The 16713-nt window shown below is 65.2% G+C and carries 18 protein-coding genes; 6 read left to right on the forward strand and 12 right to left on the reverse strand.

Annotated features, from left to right (window positions below; all coding sequences use genetic code 11):
* Positions 1–314: 314 nt before the first annotated feature.
* Positions 315–1061: a tRNA pseudouridine(38-40) synthase TruA gene (gene truA / locus EDF56_RS02570; protein WP_132385748.1), complete on the reverse strand. Its 747-nt coding sequence runs from the start codon at positions 1059–1061 to the stop codon at positions 315–317.
* A 98-nt stretch (positions 1062–1159) separates the two neighbouring features.
* On the opposite strand from truA, the gene EDF56_RS02575 reads away from it, so the two are divergent.
* Positions 1160–1681 carry a hypothetical protein gene (locus tag EDF56_RS02575; RefSeq protein WP_132385154.1) on the forward strand — a complete coding sequence of 174 codons (522 nt, stop codon included), beginning with the start codon at positions 1160–1162 and terminating at the stop codon, positions 1679–1681.
* Between the two features lie 4 nt (positions 1682–1685).
* Here EDF56_RS02575 and fmt read toward each other — a convergent pair whose 3' ends face one another.
* Positions 1686–2594 carry a methionyl-tRNA formyltransferase gene (gene fmt / locus EDF56_RS02580; protein WP_132385155.1) on the reverse strand — a complete coding sequence of 303 codons (909 nt, stop codon included), beginning with the start codon at positions 2592–2594 and terminating at the stop codon, positions 1686–1688.
* A 60-nt stretch (positions 2595–2654) separates the two neighbouring features.
* Between fmt and recR the strand changes: the two genes are divergently transcribed.
* The 3 genes from recR to rmuC all read left to right on the forward strand — a co-directional run bounded on the left by recR (position 2655) and on the right by rmuC (position 5514).
* Positions 2655–3251: a recombination mediator RecR gene (gene recR / locus EDF56_RS02585; RefSeq protein ID WP_132385156.1), complete on the forward strand. Its 597-nt coding sequence runs from the start codon at positions 2655–2657 to the stop codon at positions 3249–3251.
* 62 nt (positions 3252–3313) lie between these two features.
* Positions 3314–3883, forward strand: coding sequence for a peptide deformylase (gene def, locus EDF56_RS02590; RefSeq protein ID WP_132385157.1), 570 nt, complete (start codon positions 3314–3316; stop codon positions 3881–3883).
* Between the two features lie 68 nt (positions 3884–3951).
* Positions 3952–5514, forward strand: a complete 1563-nt coding sequence (gene rmuC / locus EDF56_RS02595; RefSeq protein ID WP_132385158.1) for a DNA recombination protein RmuC — start codon at positions 3952–3954, stop codon at positions 5512–5514.
* Positions 5515–5517: 3 nt separating this feature from the next.
* Here the strand turns inward: rmuC and EDF56_RS02600 are convergent, their stop codons facing one another.
* The 8 genes from EDF56_RS02600 to EDF56_RS02635 form a co-directional block, all read right to left on the reverse strand.
* Positions 5518–5955, reverse strand: a complete 438-nt coding sequence (locus EDF56_RS02600; RefSeq protein ID WP_132385159.1) for an META domain-containing protein — start codon at positions 5953–5955, stop codon at positions 5518–5520.
* A 158-nt stretch (positions 5956–6113) separates the two neighbouring features.
* A complete protein-coding gene (locus tag EDF56_RS02605; RefSeq protein WP_132385160.1) occupies positions 6114–6938 on the reverse strand; it encodes an RNA methyltransferase in 825 nt (274 codons plus the stop codon).
* A gap of 10 nt (positions 6939–6948) precedes the next feature.
* Positions 6949–7227, reverse strand: a complete 279-nt coding sequence (locus EDF56_RS02610) for an HPr family phosphocarrier protein (protein WP_132385161.1) — start codon at positions 7225–7227, stop codon at positions 6949–6951.
* On the reverse strand, positions 7224–7631 hold the full coding sequence (locus EDF56_RS02615; protein ID WP_132385162.1) for a PTS sugar transporter subunit IIA: 408 nt from the start codon (positions 7629–7631) through the stop codon (positions 7224–7226). The genes EDF56_RS02610 and EDF56_RS02615 overlap by 4 nt, the downstream gene beginning before the upstream one ends.
* 51 nt (positions 7632–7682) lie before the next feature.
* On the reverse strand, positions 7683–8645 hold the full coding sequence (gene rapZ, locus EDF56_RS02620) for an RNase adapter RapZ (RefSeq protein ID WP_132385163.1): 963 nt from the start codon (positions 8643–8645) through the stop codon (positions 7683–7685).
* A gap of 53 nt (positions 8646–8698) precedes the next feature.
* Complete coding sequence (locus tag EDF56_RS02625; RefSeq protein ID WP_132385164.1) at positions 8699–9136, reverse strand: HPr kinase/phosphatase C-terminal domain-containing protein; 438 nt, start codon at positions 9134–9136, stop codon at positions 8699–8701.
* Position 9137: 1 nt separating this feature from the next.
* On the reverse strand, positions 9138–10778 hold the full coding sequence (locus EDF56_RS02630; protein WP_132385165.1) for a stimulus-sensing domain-containing protein: 1641 nt from the start codon (positions 10776–10778) through the stop codon (positions 9138–9140).
* Positions 10771–11568, reverse strand: a complete 798-nt coding sequence (locus EDF56_RS02635) for a response regulator transcription factor (RefSeq protein WP_132385166.1) — start codon at positions 11566–11568, stop codon at positions 10771–10773. Before EDF56_RS02635 ends, EDF56_RS02630 begins: the two co-directional genes overlap by 8 nt.
* 230 nt (positions 11569–11798) lie before the next feature.
* On the opposite strand from EDF56_RS02635, the gene EDF56_RS02640 reads away from it, so the two are divergent.
* The gene (locus tag EDF56_RS02640) at positions 11799–13406 is read left to right on the forward strand and encodes a phosphoenolpyruvate carboxykinase (RefSeq protein WP_132385167.1); all 1608 of its coding nucleotides are present in this window, start codon (positions 11799–11801) and stop codon (positions 13404–13406) included.
* A 139-nt stretch (positions 13407–13545) separates the two neighbouring features.
* Positions 13546–13899, forward strand: coding sequence for a hypothetical protein (locus tag EDF56_RS02645; protein ID WP_132385168.1), 354 nt, complete (start codon positions 13546–13548; stop codon positions 13897–13899).
* Between the two features lie 319 nt (positions 13900–14218).
* Here the strand turns inward: EDF56_RS02645 and EDF56_RS02650 are convergent, their stop codons facing one another.
* Together EDF56_RS02650 and EDF56_RS02655 are read right to left on the reverse strand one after the other, a co-directional pair.
* Positions 14219–14611, reverse strand: coding sequence for a DUF3597 domain-containing protein (locus EDF56_RS02650; RefSeq protein ID WP_132385169.1), 393 nt, complete (start codon positions 14609–14611; stop codon positions 14219–14221).
* 170 nt (positions 14612–14781) lie between these two features.
* Positions 14782–16635, reverse strand: a complete 1854-nt coding sequence (locus tag EDF56_RS02655) for a DUF885 domain-containing protein (protein ID WP_243652343.1) — start codon at positions 16633–16635, stop codon at positions 14782–14784.
* Between the last annotated feature and the right edge of the window lie 78 nt (positions 16636–16713).

Consider the following 16713-nt stretch of genomic DNA (forward strand, 5'->3'; position numbering starts at 1 on the left):
CAGCCTTGGAGCGGGGAACCGGCTTCTCCCGAAACGCTATTCCTCCGCCCGACCGCCTCACACCCCGCTCATCCTGAGCTTGTCGAAGGATGGGAGCAACAGCGCCACGTCGCCGGGGGCTTCGACAAGCTCAGCCTGAGCGGGATCAAAACGATGATCGGAATGAGCATGCGGCCCAGAACGCGTCTGTGTCGGGTATTCGGCAATGGAATGGCAAGCGACCTTGCATCCACCGCTTCCTTCTGACCGCAGCGAGGTTGGCGTAACTGGAACAGCGTGCCGGCAAGGCATGTCACCATGTCCGGCAGCCAGGATCAGTCCTCGGGATAAGTCGCTTTCACGAAATAGAGACCGTCCGGCGGAGAATTGAGGCCCAGCGCCTGCCGATTGCGCGCCGCCAGCGCTTCGGCGACCTTCTGCTCGTCCCAGCGGCCCATACCCACCAGCGCAAGGCAGCCGACCATCGAGCGCACCTGATGGTGCAGGAAACTGCGCGCTTCGGCCTCGATCAGCACCATCTCGCCCTCGCGCCGCACGTCGAGCCGGTCGAGCGTCTTCAGCGGGCTTTGCGACTGGCAGTGGGCCGAGCGGAACGTCGTGAAATCGTGCAGCCCCACCAATATCTGGGCCGCGCGGTGCATGGCGGCTTCGTCCAGCGGCTTGGGTACCTGCCAGGCCTTGCCGCGCTCCAGCGTTAGCGGCGCGCGGCGATTGACGATGCGGTAGATGTACGATCGGCCTATGCACGAAAAACGGGCGTGCCACGCGTCCGGCACGATCTCGCAGGCGACAACCGCAATCGGATGGGGACGCAGCCGCGCATTCATCCCCTCCATGAAGTGGAACGGCGTGAACGGCTTATCGATGTCGATATGCGCTTTCATGCCCAGCGCATGGACGCCCGCATCGGTACGGCCGGCGGCATGCATGCTGGTGCTCTGGCCGGTGAGCGCGAACGCCGCTTCCTCGACGCTTTGCTGCACAGAAGGGCCATGCGCCTGGCGTTGAAGGCCCATGTACGGGGCGCCGTCGAATTCGAGAGTGAGGGCAAAGCGGGTCATCGCGCCGCCGATACAGGACTGCGGGCCCGCTGCAAACGGCTTGGCGTCCACGGAGAAGGGGCGCATTCTCGGCGCGACGCTTCAGGGGAGAGTGCAAAATGGCCGATGCGCCGCCACGTTTCGAGATATTCCGGGGCAGCAATGCACCCACGCTGGACGAATGCGGCTGCATGACCATGGCGGGCGAGGTGCCAAACATGATGGCCGCGCTTCCGCTTTTCGCCGAAGCTGGCGCGGAAACCGGTGAGCTGGTCGATGTCCCTTATCGCCGCCCGGGCATGAGCCTCGCCCGGCTTTTGCTCAAGAGCGGTTTTGCACTCCCGCTGCACAGCCATGATTGCGACTGCCTCTATTACATCGTCGCGGGCAGCGTGGAGCTTGGCACCGAGACGCTGGTCGCAGGCGACGGTTTTTTCGTCGGCAGCGAGGTTCCCTACGCTTATGTCGCGGGGCCGCAGGGCGCCGAAGTGCTCGAATTCCGCTCGACCGACGCTTTCGACATCCGCATTCGCGACAAGTCGCCGGAAGGCTGGGCGAAAAGCGCCGGACTGGTCCGAGAGGCGCAGGCCCGCTGGGCGGACGAGGCGCCGCCCGTCCGCCGCTTACCTGAACGCACGTAACGAATCAGCCGAGGCGCGTGCCCGCGAGAATCGGGCGGCCGCGCAGCAGGTCTGCGGTCGTCATCGCGGGCTTACCCGCGCGCTGGATGCGGGTGACGCGGACGGCCCCTTCGCCGCAGGCCACGGTGAGTGCGTCGTCGAGCGTCGTGCCCGGCTCTCCGCTGCTTTCGACAACATCGGCCGCGAGCACTTTGTATCGTTCGCCATCGAGTTCGAAAAAGGCGCCCGGCGCGGGCATGAAAGCGCGCACATGCCGCTCGACTTGCTCGGCCGCCTGCGTGAAGTCGAGTCGCGCCTCGGCCTTGTCGATCTTCTTCGCGTAAGTCACGCCGTCCTCGGGCTGGGTGACGGCGCGGTGGACCGCAAGGTCGCGCAAGGTTCCGACCATGAGCTGCGCGCCCTTGTCCGCCAGTTCGGCGGTCAGTTCACCGGCCGTCTTGCGGTCGATCGTCGTGCGCAGGGTGGCCAGCATCGGCCCGGTGTCGAGCCCGGCCTCCATCTGCATGATCGTGACGCCGGTGGTCGGATCGCCCGCCAGAATCGCGCGCTGGATCGGCGCCGCACCGCGCCAGCGGGGCAGGATCGAGGCATGGATATTGAGGCAGCCAAGACGCGGCGCGTCGAGCACCGCCTTTGGCAGGATCAGGCCATAGGCCGCGACGATAGCGATATCGGCTTCGAGCGCCGCGAATTTCGCCTGTTCTTCCGCATTGCGCAGCGAAACCGGATGCCGGACCTCTATCCCGCGTACCTCGGCTTCCTTGTGAACGGGGGAGGGCGTCAGTTCCTTGCCCCGGCGGCCACCGGGGCGGGGCGGCTGGCTGTAAACCGCGACGACATTGTGCCCGGCCTCGACCAGTGCGACGAGTGCGGGCACCGCGAAATCGGGCGTTCCCATAAAGACGATGCGCATGGTGTGGGGAAATCTCCGAAACACTTCCTCTGAAGCTGCGGAGGCCCTATCTCCGGCGCCATGGCATCGCAAGAGATCGAGACGCTTACCGCGGCCCTGTCGCGCCTCCCCGGCCTAGGCCCGCGTTCCGCCCGCCGTGCGGTGCTCTGGCTCATCAAGCGGCGGGAAACCTCGCTCGTGCAACTGGTCGATGCACTGGGAGCCGTGCGGGAAGCGCTGGTCGAGTGCCAGACCTGCGGCAATATCGATACGACCAATCCTTGCGGCATCTGCGCCGATTCGCGCCGAGATGCCGGCTCGCTCTGCGTGGTGGAGGAAGTGGCGGACCTTTGGGCGCTCGACCGCGCGCGACTCTTCAACGGCCGTTACCATGTCCTCGGCGGCCGACTTTCGGCGCTCGACGGCGTGCGGCCTGAGGACCTGACGATCGACCGCCTGCTCCGCCGCGTGGAAGAAGGCGGCATCGACGAAGTGGTGCTGGCGATGAACGCCACGCTCGAAGGACAGACCACGGCGCACTACATTGCCGAGCGTCTGGAAGGACTTGCAGTGCGGATCACACAGCTTGCCCATGGCCTGCCGGTGGGCGGTGAACTCGACTATCTGGACGAGGGCACGCTGGCCCAGGCGATCCGCGCGCGGCGGCCGGTCAGCTGACCGATCACTGTCATCGAAGCGTCCATCTTGCGAAAAACGGCCATCGCGCTTATTTGGCGGGCATGGCTATCCGTGAAATCCTCGAAGTTCCCGATCCGCGTCTCAAGCAGGTTTCGGTCCCCGTCGAAAAGTTCGACGACGAGCTCAAGACGCTCGTCGAGGACATGTTCGAAACCATGTATGACGCGCCGGGCATCGGCCTTGCCGCCATTCAGGTGGGCGTGCCGCTGCGCGTTCTGGTGATCGATCTCCAGCCTGACGACGAGGATGCCGAGCCGGAAGTGTGCTCCTCGCACGGCGGGCATCACCACACGCACCAGCCGACGAAGAAGGAGCCCCGGATCTTCATCAATCCGGAGATTCTCGACCCTTCGGAAGAGCATACGGTCTATCAGGAAGGCTGCCTTTCGGTGCCGGAGATCTTCGCCGATGTCGAACGCCCGTCGCGCATCCGCGCGCGTTGGCATGACCTCGATGGCAATGTTCATGAGGAAGACATGGATGGCCTGATGGCCACTTGCCTCCAGCATGAGATGGACCATCTCGAAGGCATTCTCTTCATCGATCACCTCTCGCGCCTGAAGCGCCAGATGGCGCTCAAGAAGCTCGACAAGATGCGCAAGGCCGCCTGATTTCGCGATTTGGGGAAAAGCCGGCCTGAGGGCTGGCGTTCCCTGAATGTTCCGGTTATGCTGCCGGGATGGAAATCGCTGTCGTCGCCATTCTCGCGCTTGTTGTCGGTCTTGGAGCCGGCTGGTTCTTCGGTTCCAGACCGGTTGCTGATTGGCGAAACCGCCACGAAATCCGCGATCGCGAAGCGCGCGAACTCGATGAGAAGTTCCGCGCCGCGATTCGCGACCTCGCTTCGGCGAGCGAACGCGCCATTCGCGCGGATGACCTTGCCGAAGCGCTTGAGCGCGGCCGCGTGGACCATGCCGAGGCGATGGATATTGCCCGGCGTGGCCACGGCGAAACGATCGAACGGCTGCGCGGCGAGCACGGGACCGTGCTGGAGCGCACACGCACCGAACATGCGTCGCTTGTCGACGCCCTGCGCCGCGAACAGCGCGAACTTGCTTCCGAACTCGCGACCCTGCGCGAAAAATCCGCCAATTTCGACGAGCAGAAGCGTCTGCTGATCGAAGCGCAGGAAGCGCTTCGCAAGGAATTCGAGAATGCCGGGGCCAAGGTTCTGGCGGGCGCGCAGGAGGCCTTCCTGACCCGCGCCGGTGCGCGTTTCGAGGAAAGCGAAAAGGCCAATGCCGAGCGCATTGCCACTTTGCTCGCGCCCGTCGGCGCGCGGCTGAAGAGCTACGAGGAGCAGGTTACCGCGCTGGAGGCCAAGCGCGTCGATGCCTTCGGCCAGCTTACCGGCCAGATCGAGGCGCTCCGGGTTGGGCAGGAGCAGGTGCGGGCCGAAGCCGTCCGGCTCGGCAATTCGCTGCGTAATGCGCCTAAGGCGCGCGGACGCTGGGGCGAGCAGCAGCTCAAGAACGTGCTCGAACAGTGCGGGCTGACCGAACATACCGATTTCGTCACCGAGCATTCGATCGATACCGATGAGGGACGTCTGCGTCCCGACGCCATCGTGCGTATTCCCGGCAACAAGCAACTGGTGATCGACGCCAAGGTCTCGCTCAATGCCTATCAGGATGCTTTCGAGGCGGATGACGAGACGGCGCGACTTGCCTTCCTCGATGCCCATGCCGCCTCGATGCGCAACCATATCCAGACACTGGGCACCAAGAGCTATCAGAGCCAGTTCGAGAACGCGCCGGACTATGTGCTGATGTTCGTGCCGGGCGAGCACTTCATTGCCGCTGCGCTCGATCACGATTCGAGCCTGTGGGACTATGCCTTCGAGCGCCGCGTGCTGCTGGCGAGCCCAACCAATCTCGTCGCCATCTGCCGCACCATTGCGCAGGTCTGGCAGCAGGAAGGCCTTGCCAAGGAAGCGCGCGAGATCGGTAAGCTCGGCAGCGATCTCTATGACAGCATTGCCAAGACGCAGGACGATCTGTCGAAGGTCGGCGTGCATCTCGGCCGCGCGGTCAACAGCTTCAACGATTTCGCGCGGACTTATGAGGGCAATGTGATGAGCCGCGCTCGCCGCCTGACCGAAAAGCACATCAAGATCGGCAAGCGCGAGATTTCGGACGATGTGCCGATGGTCGAAGCCGCGCCGCGATTCTCCGAATCCGGCGCGGTTATCGCGGACTTCTCGAACGAGGCGGAAGAAGAGAGCGCCGAAGCGGCCGAATAAGCCTTAACTGCCAGTGCCGGGGAGCTTGTCATTCCCGGCTACGCTGGTTTCCCGTTGCAGCTCGGCGGTGTGGCCGCTCGATTGCAGGATCATGCGATTGCGATCAACGGTGAATCGCGGCGTGGCGACGAGCAGCGCGCCGATCGCCTTTTCCTGATCCCATGCTGGTGTCGGACAGCTCATTTCGGTGAGCGCCAGCGGTCCGGCGACCAGCCGGTCGTCATCGACTCGCCATGGGCCGTCCATCTGGTTGCAGCCGACACGCACGCCGATCTTTCGACCCTCGAACGTGATGCGGGCACCGTCCGTCTGGGGGTGCTGGCCATCGATCAGCGTGAAGCGCCAGGTGCTGCGGGAAAGCTGCGAATCGCCGCCGCCGCCGCCCGAGCATGCAGCGAGTGAGGCGGCGCAGAAGACCGGCAGAAGGGCGTGACGAACCATCGTCGACGCTCCTGCCACAACCGACCTGAGGCTGTGATGAACACGGCCTTTCGGAAAGGCCGCGGGGCGCATGTATTGGTGTAGATCGCTAATGAGGCTGGAGCTTAAGGCACCGGCCTCATTACCTTGTTCCGAACGCTCTTAGGACAAACCGGCGCTTACTTGCCCGGACGCAGATGCGCCAAGGCTTCGTAGGCGAGCACGGCACCGGCGACGGCGGCATTGAGGCTGTCGGCGCGGCCCAGCATGGGGATGGTCACGCGAAGGTCGCAGGCCTCCTCATAGGCCTGCGGCAGGCCTTGCGATTCGTTACCGACCATCAGGAAACAGGGCGCGGCGTAAGGTGCCTCACGGTAATCGGTGGGATCGCGCAGCGAGGCGGCGACAAGCTGCCCCCCGTTTCCGCCATCGCCATTGCGCAGCCAGGGCAGGAATTCATCCCAGCGCGCGATGGCGATCTTCTGTGTGAAGATCGCGCCCATGCTGGCGCGCACGGCTTCCACCGAGAAGGGGTCGGCGCAGTCGTCGATCAGGATCAGGCCACCAGCGCCCACGGCGTCGCCGGTGCGCAGCATTGTGCCAAGGTTACCAGGATCGCGCAGCGCTTGCGCCACCAGCCAGATCGGCGCAGCGGAGCGATCGAGATTGGCGAGGCGGGTGTCGAATTCGGCAAAGACGCCGGCCACCGCCTGCGGATTGTCCTTGCCGGTGACTTTGGCAAGGATCTCTTCGTCCATCTCGACGATCTCACCGCCGGCGGCGGCCACGGCCTCTTCCAGCGCGTCAAGCAGAGGGTGCGGTTCGCGCCCGATGGCCATGACGAGCATCTCGGGCAGGACGCCGCATTCGCGCGCATCCGTGAGCAAGCGCAGGCCTTCGGCCAGGAAACGCTCTTCCCGCTTGCGATGCTTCTTCTCGCGCAAGGAGCGCAGGAATTTGACCAGCGGGTTCGAAAAACCGGTAATAGTGCGGCGCTCGGCCAACGGACTGCCCTTATTCTTCGCCGAATCCATCGCGGACCAAGCCTGCCAGCACCGACAGCGCGTCAGGTGCGCCATCGCCCACGCAGGAAATCTCGATCGTGTCGCCCTTGGCGGCACCGAGCATCATCAGCCCGAGGATCGAATTGCCCGCGGCCTCGATCCCGTCCTTGCCGACCTTGACCAGCACGGTGGCCGGCAATTCAGCCACGTGATTCACGAACTTGGCACTGGCGCGGGCGTGCAGCCCCCGCTGGTTCACGATCAGGACCGTCTCACGACAATCATTCATGCGGCGTCTTGCCCCAGGTATTCGCTTGCGATGGTGATGTAATTGCGGCCTGCGTCGCGCGCGGCCGCGGCGGCTTCGCGCACCGACATGCATTCGCGGGCCTTGGCGAGGCGGATCAGCATCGGCAGGTTGATGCCGGCGATCACTTCGACGCGCCCGGCCTCCATCAGCGAGATCGCCAGATTGGAGGGGGTTCCGCCGAACAGGTCGGTAAGGATGATGACGCCCTGGCCGCTGTCGACCGCGACGATTGCCTCGGCAATCTCGCTGCGGCGACGCTCCATATCGTCATTGGGACCGATGCAGACAGTCGCCACCGCCGACTGATCGCCGACGACGTGCTCCATCGCGTGTACGAACTCCTCGGCGAGATTGCCGTGGGTAACCAGGATCATGCCGATCATGCTGGAAACGGGCTCCGAACTTTTTCTTGCTTGGGCGACCAGATTGTTTGTTCATTTTTCACGCCGCTGACCTCCTTCCAGAAGATCGGCTGCTCGCGAGCCCAGGTTGCGGTGCAGCAATGTGGGCGAAAATCCCGCTTCGCGCAAGGCCGCAGCCATGCGCTCGGCTGTGAATACCGACCTGTGCCGCCCCCCCGTACACCCGAATGCGACGTGGACATAGGCCTTTCCCTGTGAGCGGTAACGGGGAAGGAGCAGAAGGAGAAGATCGCGGATTCGCTCGAAAGCTTCGTCGAAGGCTGGATCGCGGCGGATATAGTCGCCCACCGGCGCATCCAGTCCGGTCATCGGCCGCAGTATGGGATCCCAGTGGGGATTTTCCACGAAGCGCATATCGAAGACCAGATCGGCCAGCGGTGGCATTCCACGCGAAAAACCGAAGCTGGAGATGGTCAGCGTGAGATCGTCAGGCCGTTCGGCCGAGAAACGCTCGCGAATCACGCGCTGGAGGTCGTTCGAGGTGAATTCGGTGGTTTCCACCAGCAGATCGGCCCAGCGCCGCAGCGGTGCGAGCAACTCACGCTCGGCACGGATGCCGGTATCGACCGGGGCATCGGCGGCCAGTGCGTGGCGGCGGCGGGTCTCGTTGAAGCGGCGTTCCAGTTCCTTGCTCGAACAGTCGAGGAACAGGGTATTGAGCTCGATATCGCCGCGTTCGCTGAGCGTCCGGACTTGTCCGATCACGCGTTCGGGATCGAAACCGCGGGTGCGGCAATCGAAGCCGATCGCCAGCGGCGGGCGCGGCGACTGGTCGGCTACCGGCGCGCTTTCGATCAAGCGTTCGAGCAGGCGTACCGGGAAGTTGTCGATGATTTCCCAGCCCAGATCCTCAAGGACGCGCAGCACGGTCGTCTTGCCAGCGCCAAGCATGCCGGTGACCAGCAGCACGCGCTGACGGTCCGGGATGGCTTCGGCCTCTGACAGATATTCGCTTTCCGGGGAATCGGGGGTCATGAGGGCCTGTTTGCGCCGGGCGGACCGGAAAGGGAAGAGGGAGGGTAGCGCTGTCAGCAAACCCTGTTGCCAAAGTGGGACAGTGCCAGTTCCGCCTTGAGCGCGAGCGGGCCCGCGTGCGGCCAGAGGCGCACCAGCGGGATGGCGATTCCCGCAATTTCAATAGTATCGGCCGCTTCGATGAAGCGCGGGGCCTGCGGGTTCAGCACGATGACGAGCGCAACCGTTGCCTCCTCCGCGCAAGGGAAGGGCAGGATGCCAAGGTTGCGCACTTCGACGAGTCCGCGCGTATTGGGATGGGGATGCGCCAGAAGGCGGTTGCCGGACACTTCGAGCAGGACGGCGTCGTCCCCCACCAGCACCGCGCCCCGGTCGATGAGTTCCAGCGCGAGGCTTGACTTGCCCGTTCCGGAATCGCCCTCGATCAGTATCGCGCGGCCGTCGATGGCGACGCTGGTGGCCTGACGCACGAGAGGCGGTGTTCCCGTCATGTCACTCGCCCTGCCATGCGGGAAGGGAGAACACCAGCCGGGCCCCATGCTCGCCGTCGATACGATCCGTGGCGCGCAGCTTGCCGAAATGCGCCTCGACGATGGTGCGCGCGATGGCGAGGCCGAGGCCGCTGTGCTTGCCGAATTCCTCGCCCGACGGGCGCAGCGAGTGGAAGCGTTCGAAGATCCGCTCACGCGCGGGCTCGGGAATGCCGGGTCCGTGGTCGGAAACGGCGATTACCACGCGTTGCGCTTCGCGGGTCAGCATGATCTCGATCGGCGCACCGGCGGGCGAGAACGAGATGGCATTGTCGATCAGGTTCTGGAGCACGCGTTCGAGCCGTCCGGCATCCCCGGGGACAACCAGCCGGTCGGCCCCATAGGCATCGACCCCGGCGGCTTCGAGGATCTCGACCGGGCAGTTCCCGTTGACGCCGCGCTGCTCCCGTTCGTTGACCAGTGCGCGCACCAGCCGCAGCATATCGACCGGTTCGAATGTGGTGCGGCTCAGTTCGGCGTCGATGCGACTGGCATCGGCGATCTCGGTCACGAGGAAGTCGATGCGGCGCACGTCATCCTTGGCGATGCCGAGCAACTGGCGGCGCAGGTCCGCATCCTCGACCCGGTCGAGGCTTTCGAGCGCGCTGCGCAGCGAGGTCAGCGGGTTCTTGAGTTCGTGGGCGACATCGGCCGCGAAGCTTTCTACGGCGTCGATACGCTGGCGCAGGGCGCCGCTCATGTCCGAGACGGCACGCGCGAGCAGGCCGATTTCGTCACGCCGGTCGGGCAGGCGAGGCACCACCACGCTGCGGTCGCGGCCGAGCCGCACACGCACGGTTGCGCGCACCAGTTTGCGCAGCGGCTCTACGATGGTGCGGGCCAGGAACAGCGAGAGCAGGATCGAGACGCCCAGCGCGCCGCCGACGATGATCGCCAGCGTCTGACGCGCCATCCGCACGTTCTCGGTAATGTCGCGCGCGTTGCGGGTGACGAGCAGGGCATCGCCCCGGTCGCCCACCGGAGTTGCGGCGATGATGACCGGGGTCTGGTCTGGCGCGGCCTCGTTGCTGACTTCGGTGCGGCCATTGGCGAGGGCGGTGGCGATCTCCGGCCAGGCGCTGGCATTGGCGCCCGGATTGTCGTGATAGGGAGGCACCGGGGGGGAGCCGAGGACGAAGTTCATGCCGCTGTCCAGCGCGCGGGCGGCGTCCTGCAACCACGGCTCGGTGGCCGGATCGACAAGCGTATAGGACGGCGGGGCCAGTGCGAAACTGTCCGCGATCAGGTGGCCTTTCGCATCGAACAGACGAAGGCGCAGGGTTTCGCTCGATCCGATGCGGGCGATCAGGTCGCGGCGCTGATCTCCCTCGGTGCCGGAAAGGGCATGGGCGACGATCTCGGCCTGCGAGGCGGCGAGGCGGTAGCGCTCGTCCAGCAATTCGCGCCGGTAGCTGTCGAGGTAGAACAGGCTGCCTGCCAACAGCGCCAGCGCGATGACGTTCACGGCAAGAATGCGCGCGGTGAGCGAGACGCGCCACGGCAGGCCCAGACGGACGCCGAGCGAGGCCTTGCCGGATAAGGGATGACGCGATGAGGTGGCGCGGGACGATTTGGACCGCTTTGTGCGGTGGTGTTCAGCCATCGGCGAAGGAGTAACCGGCGCCGTAGAGCGTGTCGATTGCGGCGAACTCGGGATCGACGGCGCGGAACTTGCGGCGCAGGCGCTTGATGTGGCTGTCGATGGTGCGGTCGTCGACATAGACGTCCTCGCTGTAGGCGGCGTCCATCAGCTGGTTGCGGCTCTTGACCACGCCCGGGCGCATCGCCAGCGCCTCCAGGATCAGGAACTCGGTAACCGTCAGCGAGACCGGCGTGCCGTCCCATGCGACCTGATGGCGGGCGGGATCGAGTTGCAGGCGCCCGCGTACCACCGTGTCCGGCAGGCTTTCGCCGGAGTCGGCATCGATGGGCGCGCGCACGAGTTCGCTGCGCCGCAGGATGGCGCGAATGCGCGCGACGAGCAGGCGCTGGCTGAACGGTTTGGCGATGTAATCGTCCGCCCCCATGGCCAGCCCGAGCGCCTCGTCCGGCTCCTCGTCCTTGGAGGTGAGGAAGATCACCGGCAGGCTGGACTGCGCGCGCAGCGCCTGAAGCAGCGAGAGTCCGTCCATGCGCGGCATCTTGATGTCGAAGATCGCAAGGTCGGGCGGATTGTCGAGCAGCGCTTTCAGCGCGGCCTCGCCATCGGTGTAGACGCGCGTGGCAAAGCCTTCGGCCTGAAGGCTGATGGACAGCGTGGCGAGGATATTGCGGTCGTCATCGACGAGCGCGATCGTCTGGATACGCGCGGGCGCTTCGGCCCGGACTTCTCCCGCATGGGCGGGGGCGGGGATCGTCTCGCCGTTTCCGGGGGCTGTCGAAGGCTCTGCCATGAGGCTGCGGGGTCCTCTTTATCGCTAGCGACAAACGCCTAGCGGGAGTGGGTCCGGCTGACAATCTCCGTTCCTGACGCAAAAGAGATAAGGTTCGTCGCAGTCCGATTGGTTTATTTTTCCCCAGATTTGACGGAAAAGGGGGGCGGGATTATGCGCGCCCCGAGTCTTGCGAAAAAATGTCCGGGTATCGATCGATCCCCCTCGATCGGTGCCTGAAAATGGAGGAGATGACATTGACCGCTACCCTGAACTATCCGCTCGCCAAACAAGGCATTGAAACCAACGCGGAAATCTTCGCGAACCTGGGCACGGCCCCGCTCGTGGAACATGCGGTCAGAAACGGAGAGGGCGTGCTGAGCGTCGACGGACCTTTCGTCGTCGCCACCGGCAAACACACCGGCCGCTCCGCCAAGGACAAGTTCATCGTCAAGGACGCCGAGACCGAAAATACGGTCTGGTGGGGCAAGACGAACGTCGCAATGACGCCGGAGCACTTCGCCGCGCTCAAGGAAGACTTCCTCAAGGCCGTGGCCGAGAAGGATACGCTCTACGTGGCGGACCTGTTCGGCGGTTCGCAGCCGGAGCACCGCGTCAAGGTGCGCATCATCAACGAGTTCGCCTGGCACAACCTGTTCATCCGCACCCTGCTGGTGCGTCCGGACGCCGCTGAACTCGCGGACTTCGCGCCCGAATACACGATCATCGACCTGCCCAGCTTCCGCGCCGATCCCGAGCGTCACGGCAGCCGCAGCGAAACCGTGATCGCGGTCAACTTCACCGAGAAGCTGATCCTGATCGGCGGCACGTCCTATGCGGGCGAGATGAAGAAGTCGGTCTTCGGCATCCTCAACTACCTGCTGCCCACCAAGGGCGTGATGCCGATGCACTGCTCGGCCAACATCGGCCCCGAGGGCGACACTGCCGTGTTCTTCGGCCTGTCGGGCACCGGCAAGACCACGCTTTCGGCCGACGCCTCGCGTACCCTGATCGGTGACGACGAGCATGGCTGGTCGGACACTGCGGTGTTCAACTTCGAAGGCGGCTGCTACGCCAAGATGATCCGCCTCTCGGCCGAAGCCGAGCCGGAAATCTTCGCGACCACCAAGCGTTTCGGCACCGTGCTCGAAAACGTCGTGATCGACCCGGTCACGCGCGAGATCGACCTCGACGACAACTCGCTGGCCGAGAACAGCCGCGGTTCCTACCCGATCGACTTCATTCCGAACACCTCGGAGAAGAACCTCGGCCCGGTTCCGAAGAACATCATCTTCCTGACCGCAGACGCTTATGGTGTGCTGCCTCCGATCGCGCGTCTCACGCCCGATCAGGCGATGTACCACTTCCTCTCGGGCTACACCGCGCGCGTTGCCGGTACCGAGATCGGCGTGACCGAGCCGGAAGCGACCTTCTCGACCTGCTTCGGCGCGCCGTTCATGCCGCGTCACCCGTCGGTCTACGGCAACCTCCTCAAGGAGCGTATCGCCAAGGGCGGCGTGAAGTGCTGGCTGGTCAACACCGGCTGGTCGGGCGGCAAGGCCACGATGGAAGGCATCAAGCGCATGCCGATCAAGGCCACCCGCGCGCTGCTCAATGCTGCACTGGACGGCAGCCTGAACACTGCCGAGTTCAAGGAAGATCCGAACTTCGGCTTCGAAGTGCCGGTCGCGGTTCCGGGCGTTGACGCCAAGCTGCTCGATCCCCGCGCGGCCTGGGCCGACGGCGCCGAGTACGACAAGACCGCGCAGACTCTGGTCAAGCAGTTCATCGACAACTTCGCCCAGTTCGAAGCCCATGTCGACGAAGGCGTCCGCAAGGCTGCACCCGTCTCGGTGTAACGGCCGGAAACGGCGCCAACGCGCGCCGTTCAGCGTGAAATAAAGGCAGGGTCCCGGAACTTCGGTTTCGGGGCCCTTGTCTTGTCATGAATTGGGTGCATGCTGTCGCTCCCCCTCTCTCTTTCATGGAGAAACGACCATGGGAATTTTTGACGGCATTCTCGGCCAGGTCAGCGATCACCCCGATGTCGAGAACCTTGCCGGCAAGCTGGGCCTTGATCCGGCAACGGCGGAAAAGGCGATCGCCGCACTCGGCTTCGCGCATCAGCAGGAAGGCGATACCGCGCAACTGGCGGCGGAAAAGACCGGTCTGGGTGTCGGCACGATCCAGCAGATCATCAGCTCGATCGGCGGCGAGGGCTCTCTGGGTCAGTTCGCCAGTCTCGTTTCCAGCGATCCGTCGAAGTTCACGTCCTTCCTCGACAAGGACGGTGACGGCAGCGTGGTCGACGACATCACCAACATGGCCAAGGGCCTGTTCGGCAAGAGCTGAACCCCGGCCATGACGAAGAAGGCCGCCCTGCTTGAGCGGGGCGGCCTTTCTCGTGGGCCGTCCGAAGGCGCGGACAAATTCGCAAGGCGAATCCGACCCGGCCGACTTGGCAGTGCTCCCGGCTGCCCGATCCCTGCCCGAAAAACACCCGTCATCCCCGCGCAGGCGGGGATCCCGCTTTCTGGCAGCAGAACGAGAGGTTTCAAGGCAGCGGGGCCCCCGCCTGCGCGGGGGCGACGAAACGACGAAGCTGGACGAATTCTGAGCGTAATCCGTTCGTTCCGAGCCGTCAGGTGATGCCACCCGACTTGAAAATGCTTTAATCGAGCATGTCGGCCGGCACCTGACCGCCGTGGGCAGCTAGTTGGCGCAGAGTTTCCTTGTGCAGCCACAGGTTCATTTCCGCCGAGCCGTCCAGCGCGCCGGTATAGCCCAGCTCCTTCGCCAGTTCCTTGCGGTTGTCGAGGCTGGAATCGATATTGAGCACTTTCATCAGATCGACGATCGAGTGCTGCCAGTCGAGGTTCTTGCCGGACGCCATTTCGGTCAGCACGGCGCTGACGTCTACCGATTCGGGCGCGGCCTGCGGCGGCGGGGCCGCGGCTGCGGGAGCAGGCGCTGCGGCGGGGGCTGCCGCTGGTGCCGCTGCGGCAGGCGCCGGCGCGGCCTTCTTTCCGAAAATGGCATCCTTGATCGAGCCGAAGATGGACATGGGCATGCTCCTTGGCTGAGTTCCGGGGGGGTGAAAAACGAACCGCCGCCCGCACGCGCCTGAGTCGGACAACGTAGGGGCGGCGGATCGATCCTGCTCCCCGGCAGGCCGGGTGCCTACGCCATGTCCGCGCTCATGGGGCATGGTGCCCCGTGAGCGCGGCGGAGCGATCAGCGCTTGCCGGTGGTGGTGATATATTCGTCGATATTGGTGGCCAGCACGTCGAGCGGGACATTGCCGCCGTCGACCACGGCCTGGTTGAAATCGCGGAGGTCGTAGGCCGTGCCCAGCGCCGCCTTGGCGCGGTCGCGCTGGCGGTTGATCTCCGAATGACCCATCTTGTAGCCGCAGGCCTGACCCGGCCACGAGCAATAGCGGTCCACTTCGCTGGCGATCTCGCCCGCATTGCTGCCGTTGCGTTCGACGAAGAACTGCACCGCCTGCTGGCGGCTCCAGCCCTTGGCGTGAAGGCCGGTATCGACCACCATGCGGCAGGCACGGAAAGCGATCGACTGGAGGTAGCCGAGGCGGCCCACCGGATCGTCGTCATAGGCGCCAAGCTCGTCCGCAAGCTGTTCGGCGTAGAGCGCCCAGCCTTCGGAATAGGCGTTGAACGCCAGCATCGAGCGGATCAGCGGCAGCCGGTTGGCATATTCGCCCTGCCAGACGTGGCCGGGGATCGCCTCGTGATGGACCAGCGTGGGCAGGTCGAACTTGCGGTGCAGGTCGGTGGTGTGGAGGTTGATCCACATCTTGCCGGGCACCGTGCCGTCCTTCGAGCCGCCGCCGCCATAGGCCGTGGGCGCGCCGGGCTCTTCCGAAAGTGGCAGGCGGCGCACTTCGACATTGCCCGAGACCGGATCGCGGAAGGCGCGCGGCATCTGCGCGCGGATCCAGTCGATGCGCTTCTGGATGAAGGCCATGATCTCGGCCCGGCCGGGATCGCCTTCGGAGAACATGAAGCGCTTGTCGTTGCCGAGCGCGGACATCCGCGCGCCCACAGTGCCCTGCGTATAGCCAAGCGACTTCAGGATCGGGTCCATGCGGGCGTGGAGCGCCGCCAGTTCCTCCATCCCGCGCTGGTGGATTTCCTCGGCGGGGACGGTCGTGGTGGTGCTGGCGCGCAGGGCCCAGGCGTAGAACTCGTCGCCATTCGGGCGGGCGCCCATACCCGGATCGCTCTTGGCAAGGCCGCGCTGGCGCTTGAGTTCGGCCAGTTGGCGTTCCAGCGCGGGCACCACTTCGCCCGCGACGATGGTCTTGGTGCGGTTCTCCCAGTCGCCGGGGATCGTCTTGGTGCGGCCGACAAGCGAGGACACCAGCCCGCCGCCATTGTTCCGCGCCTCGGTAATCGTGCTTTCCATCTGCGCGATGGCGCGGTCCAGCAGGAAGTCGGGCGGGACGAGGCCCTTGTCGGTTGCCGCGCGCATGCGCTCCAGCTCACCGTCAAGCTGGGCATCGAACTGCGAGAGGCGCGAGACATAGGCCTCGGCATCGGCGGCGGTCTTCACCGGGTGATCGGCGTCAAGGAACTTGGGCGTATCGAGATAGGCGCCGACGTTCTGGATCACGACGTAAGGCGTGTTGCGCCAGCCGCCCACGGCCACGTCGCCATAGGGCTGGGCCAGACCGTCGAGCGCGGTCTTGTAGGCGCTGCGCACGACGGCGAGGCTGGTGCGGTTCGCATGGTCCAGCCCGGTGGTGTCGAATGCCTCGACGCGGGCGAGATCGGCGCGCAGCGTCTTTCCGAGCGCGGCGCGGCCCGCGAAGGAGCGGTCCTCAAGGCGCGAGCGCAGCGCGGCATGCGCGCCGGTGTCGACGCCGAGGCTGGTGGCGTTTTCAGGCGCGTGCTCCAGCATGTTCCACGCGATCGAATCGAGCAGAGCGGCGGCGTTCTGCTGTCCGGCCGGTGCGGCGGCGAGCGCGCGGGCGCCGGGCAGCGCGAGCGCGGCGGTACCGGTGGCGAGAAGTTGGAGCGTGGTGCGACGCGAGAGCGGCGGGGGGGCCATGGTCTGGTTCTTCATGGGCCGCGAAATTGGCGAGCGACGAGGCGTGTGTCAAACCCGCTCGATTGCCGGACCGCGCTCGGCTAGGGGATAACC

The sequence above is a fragment of the Novosphingobium sp. PhB165 genome (assembly GCF_004341845.1).
Classification (GTDB): Bacteria; Pseudomonadota; Alphaproteobacteria; order Sphingomonadales; family Sphingomonadaceae; genus Novosphingobium.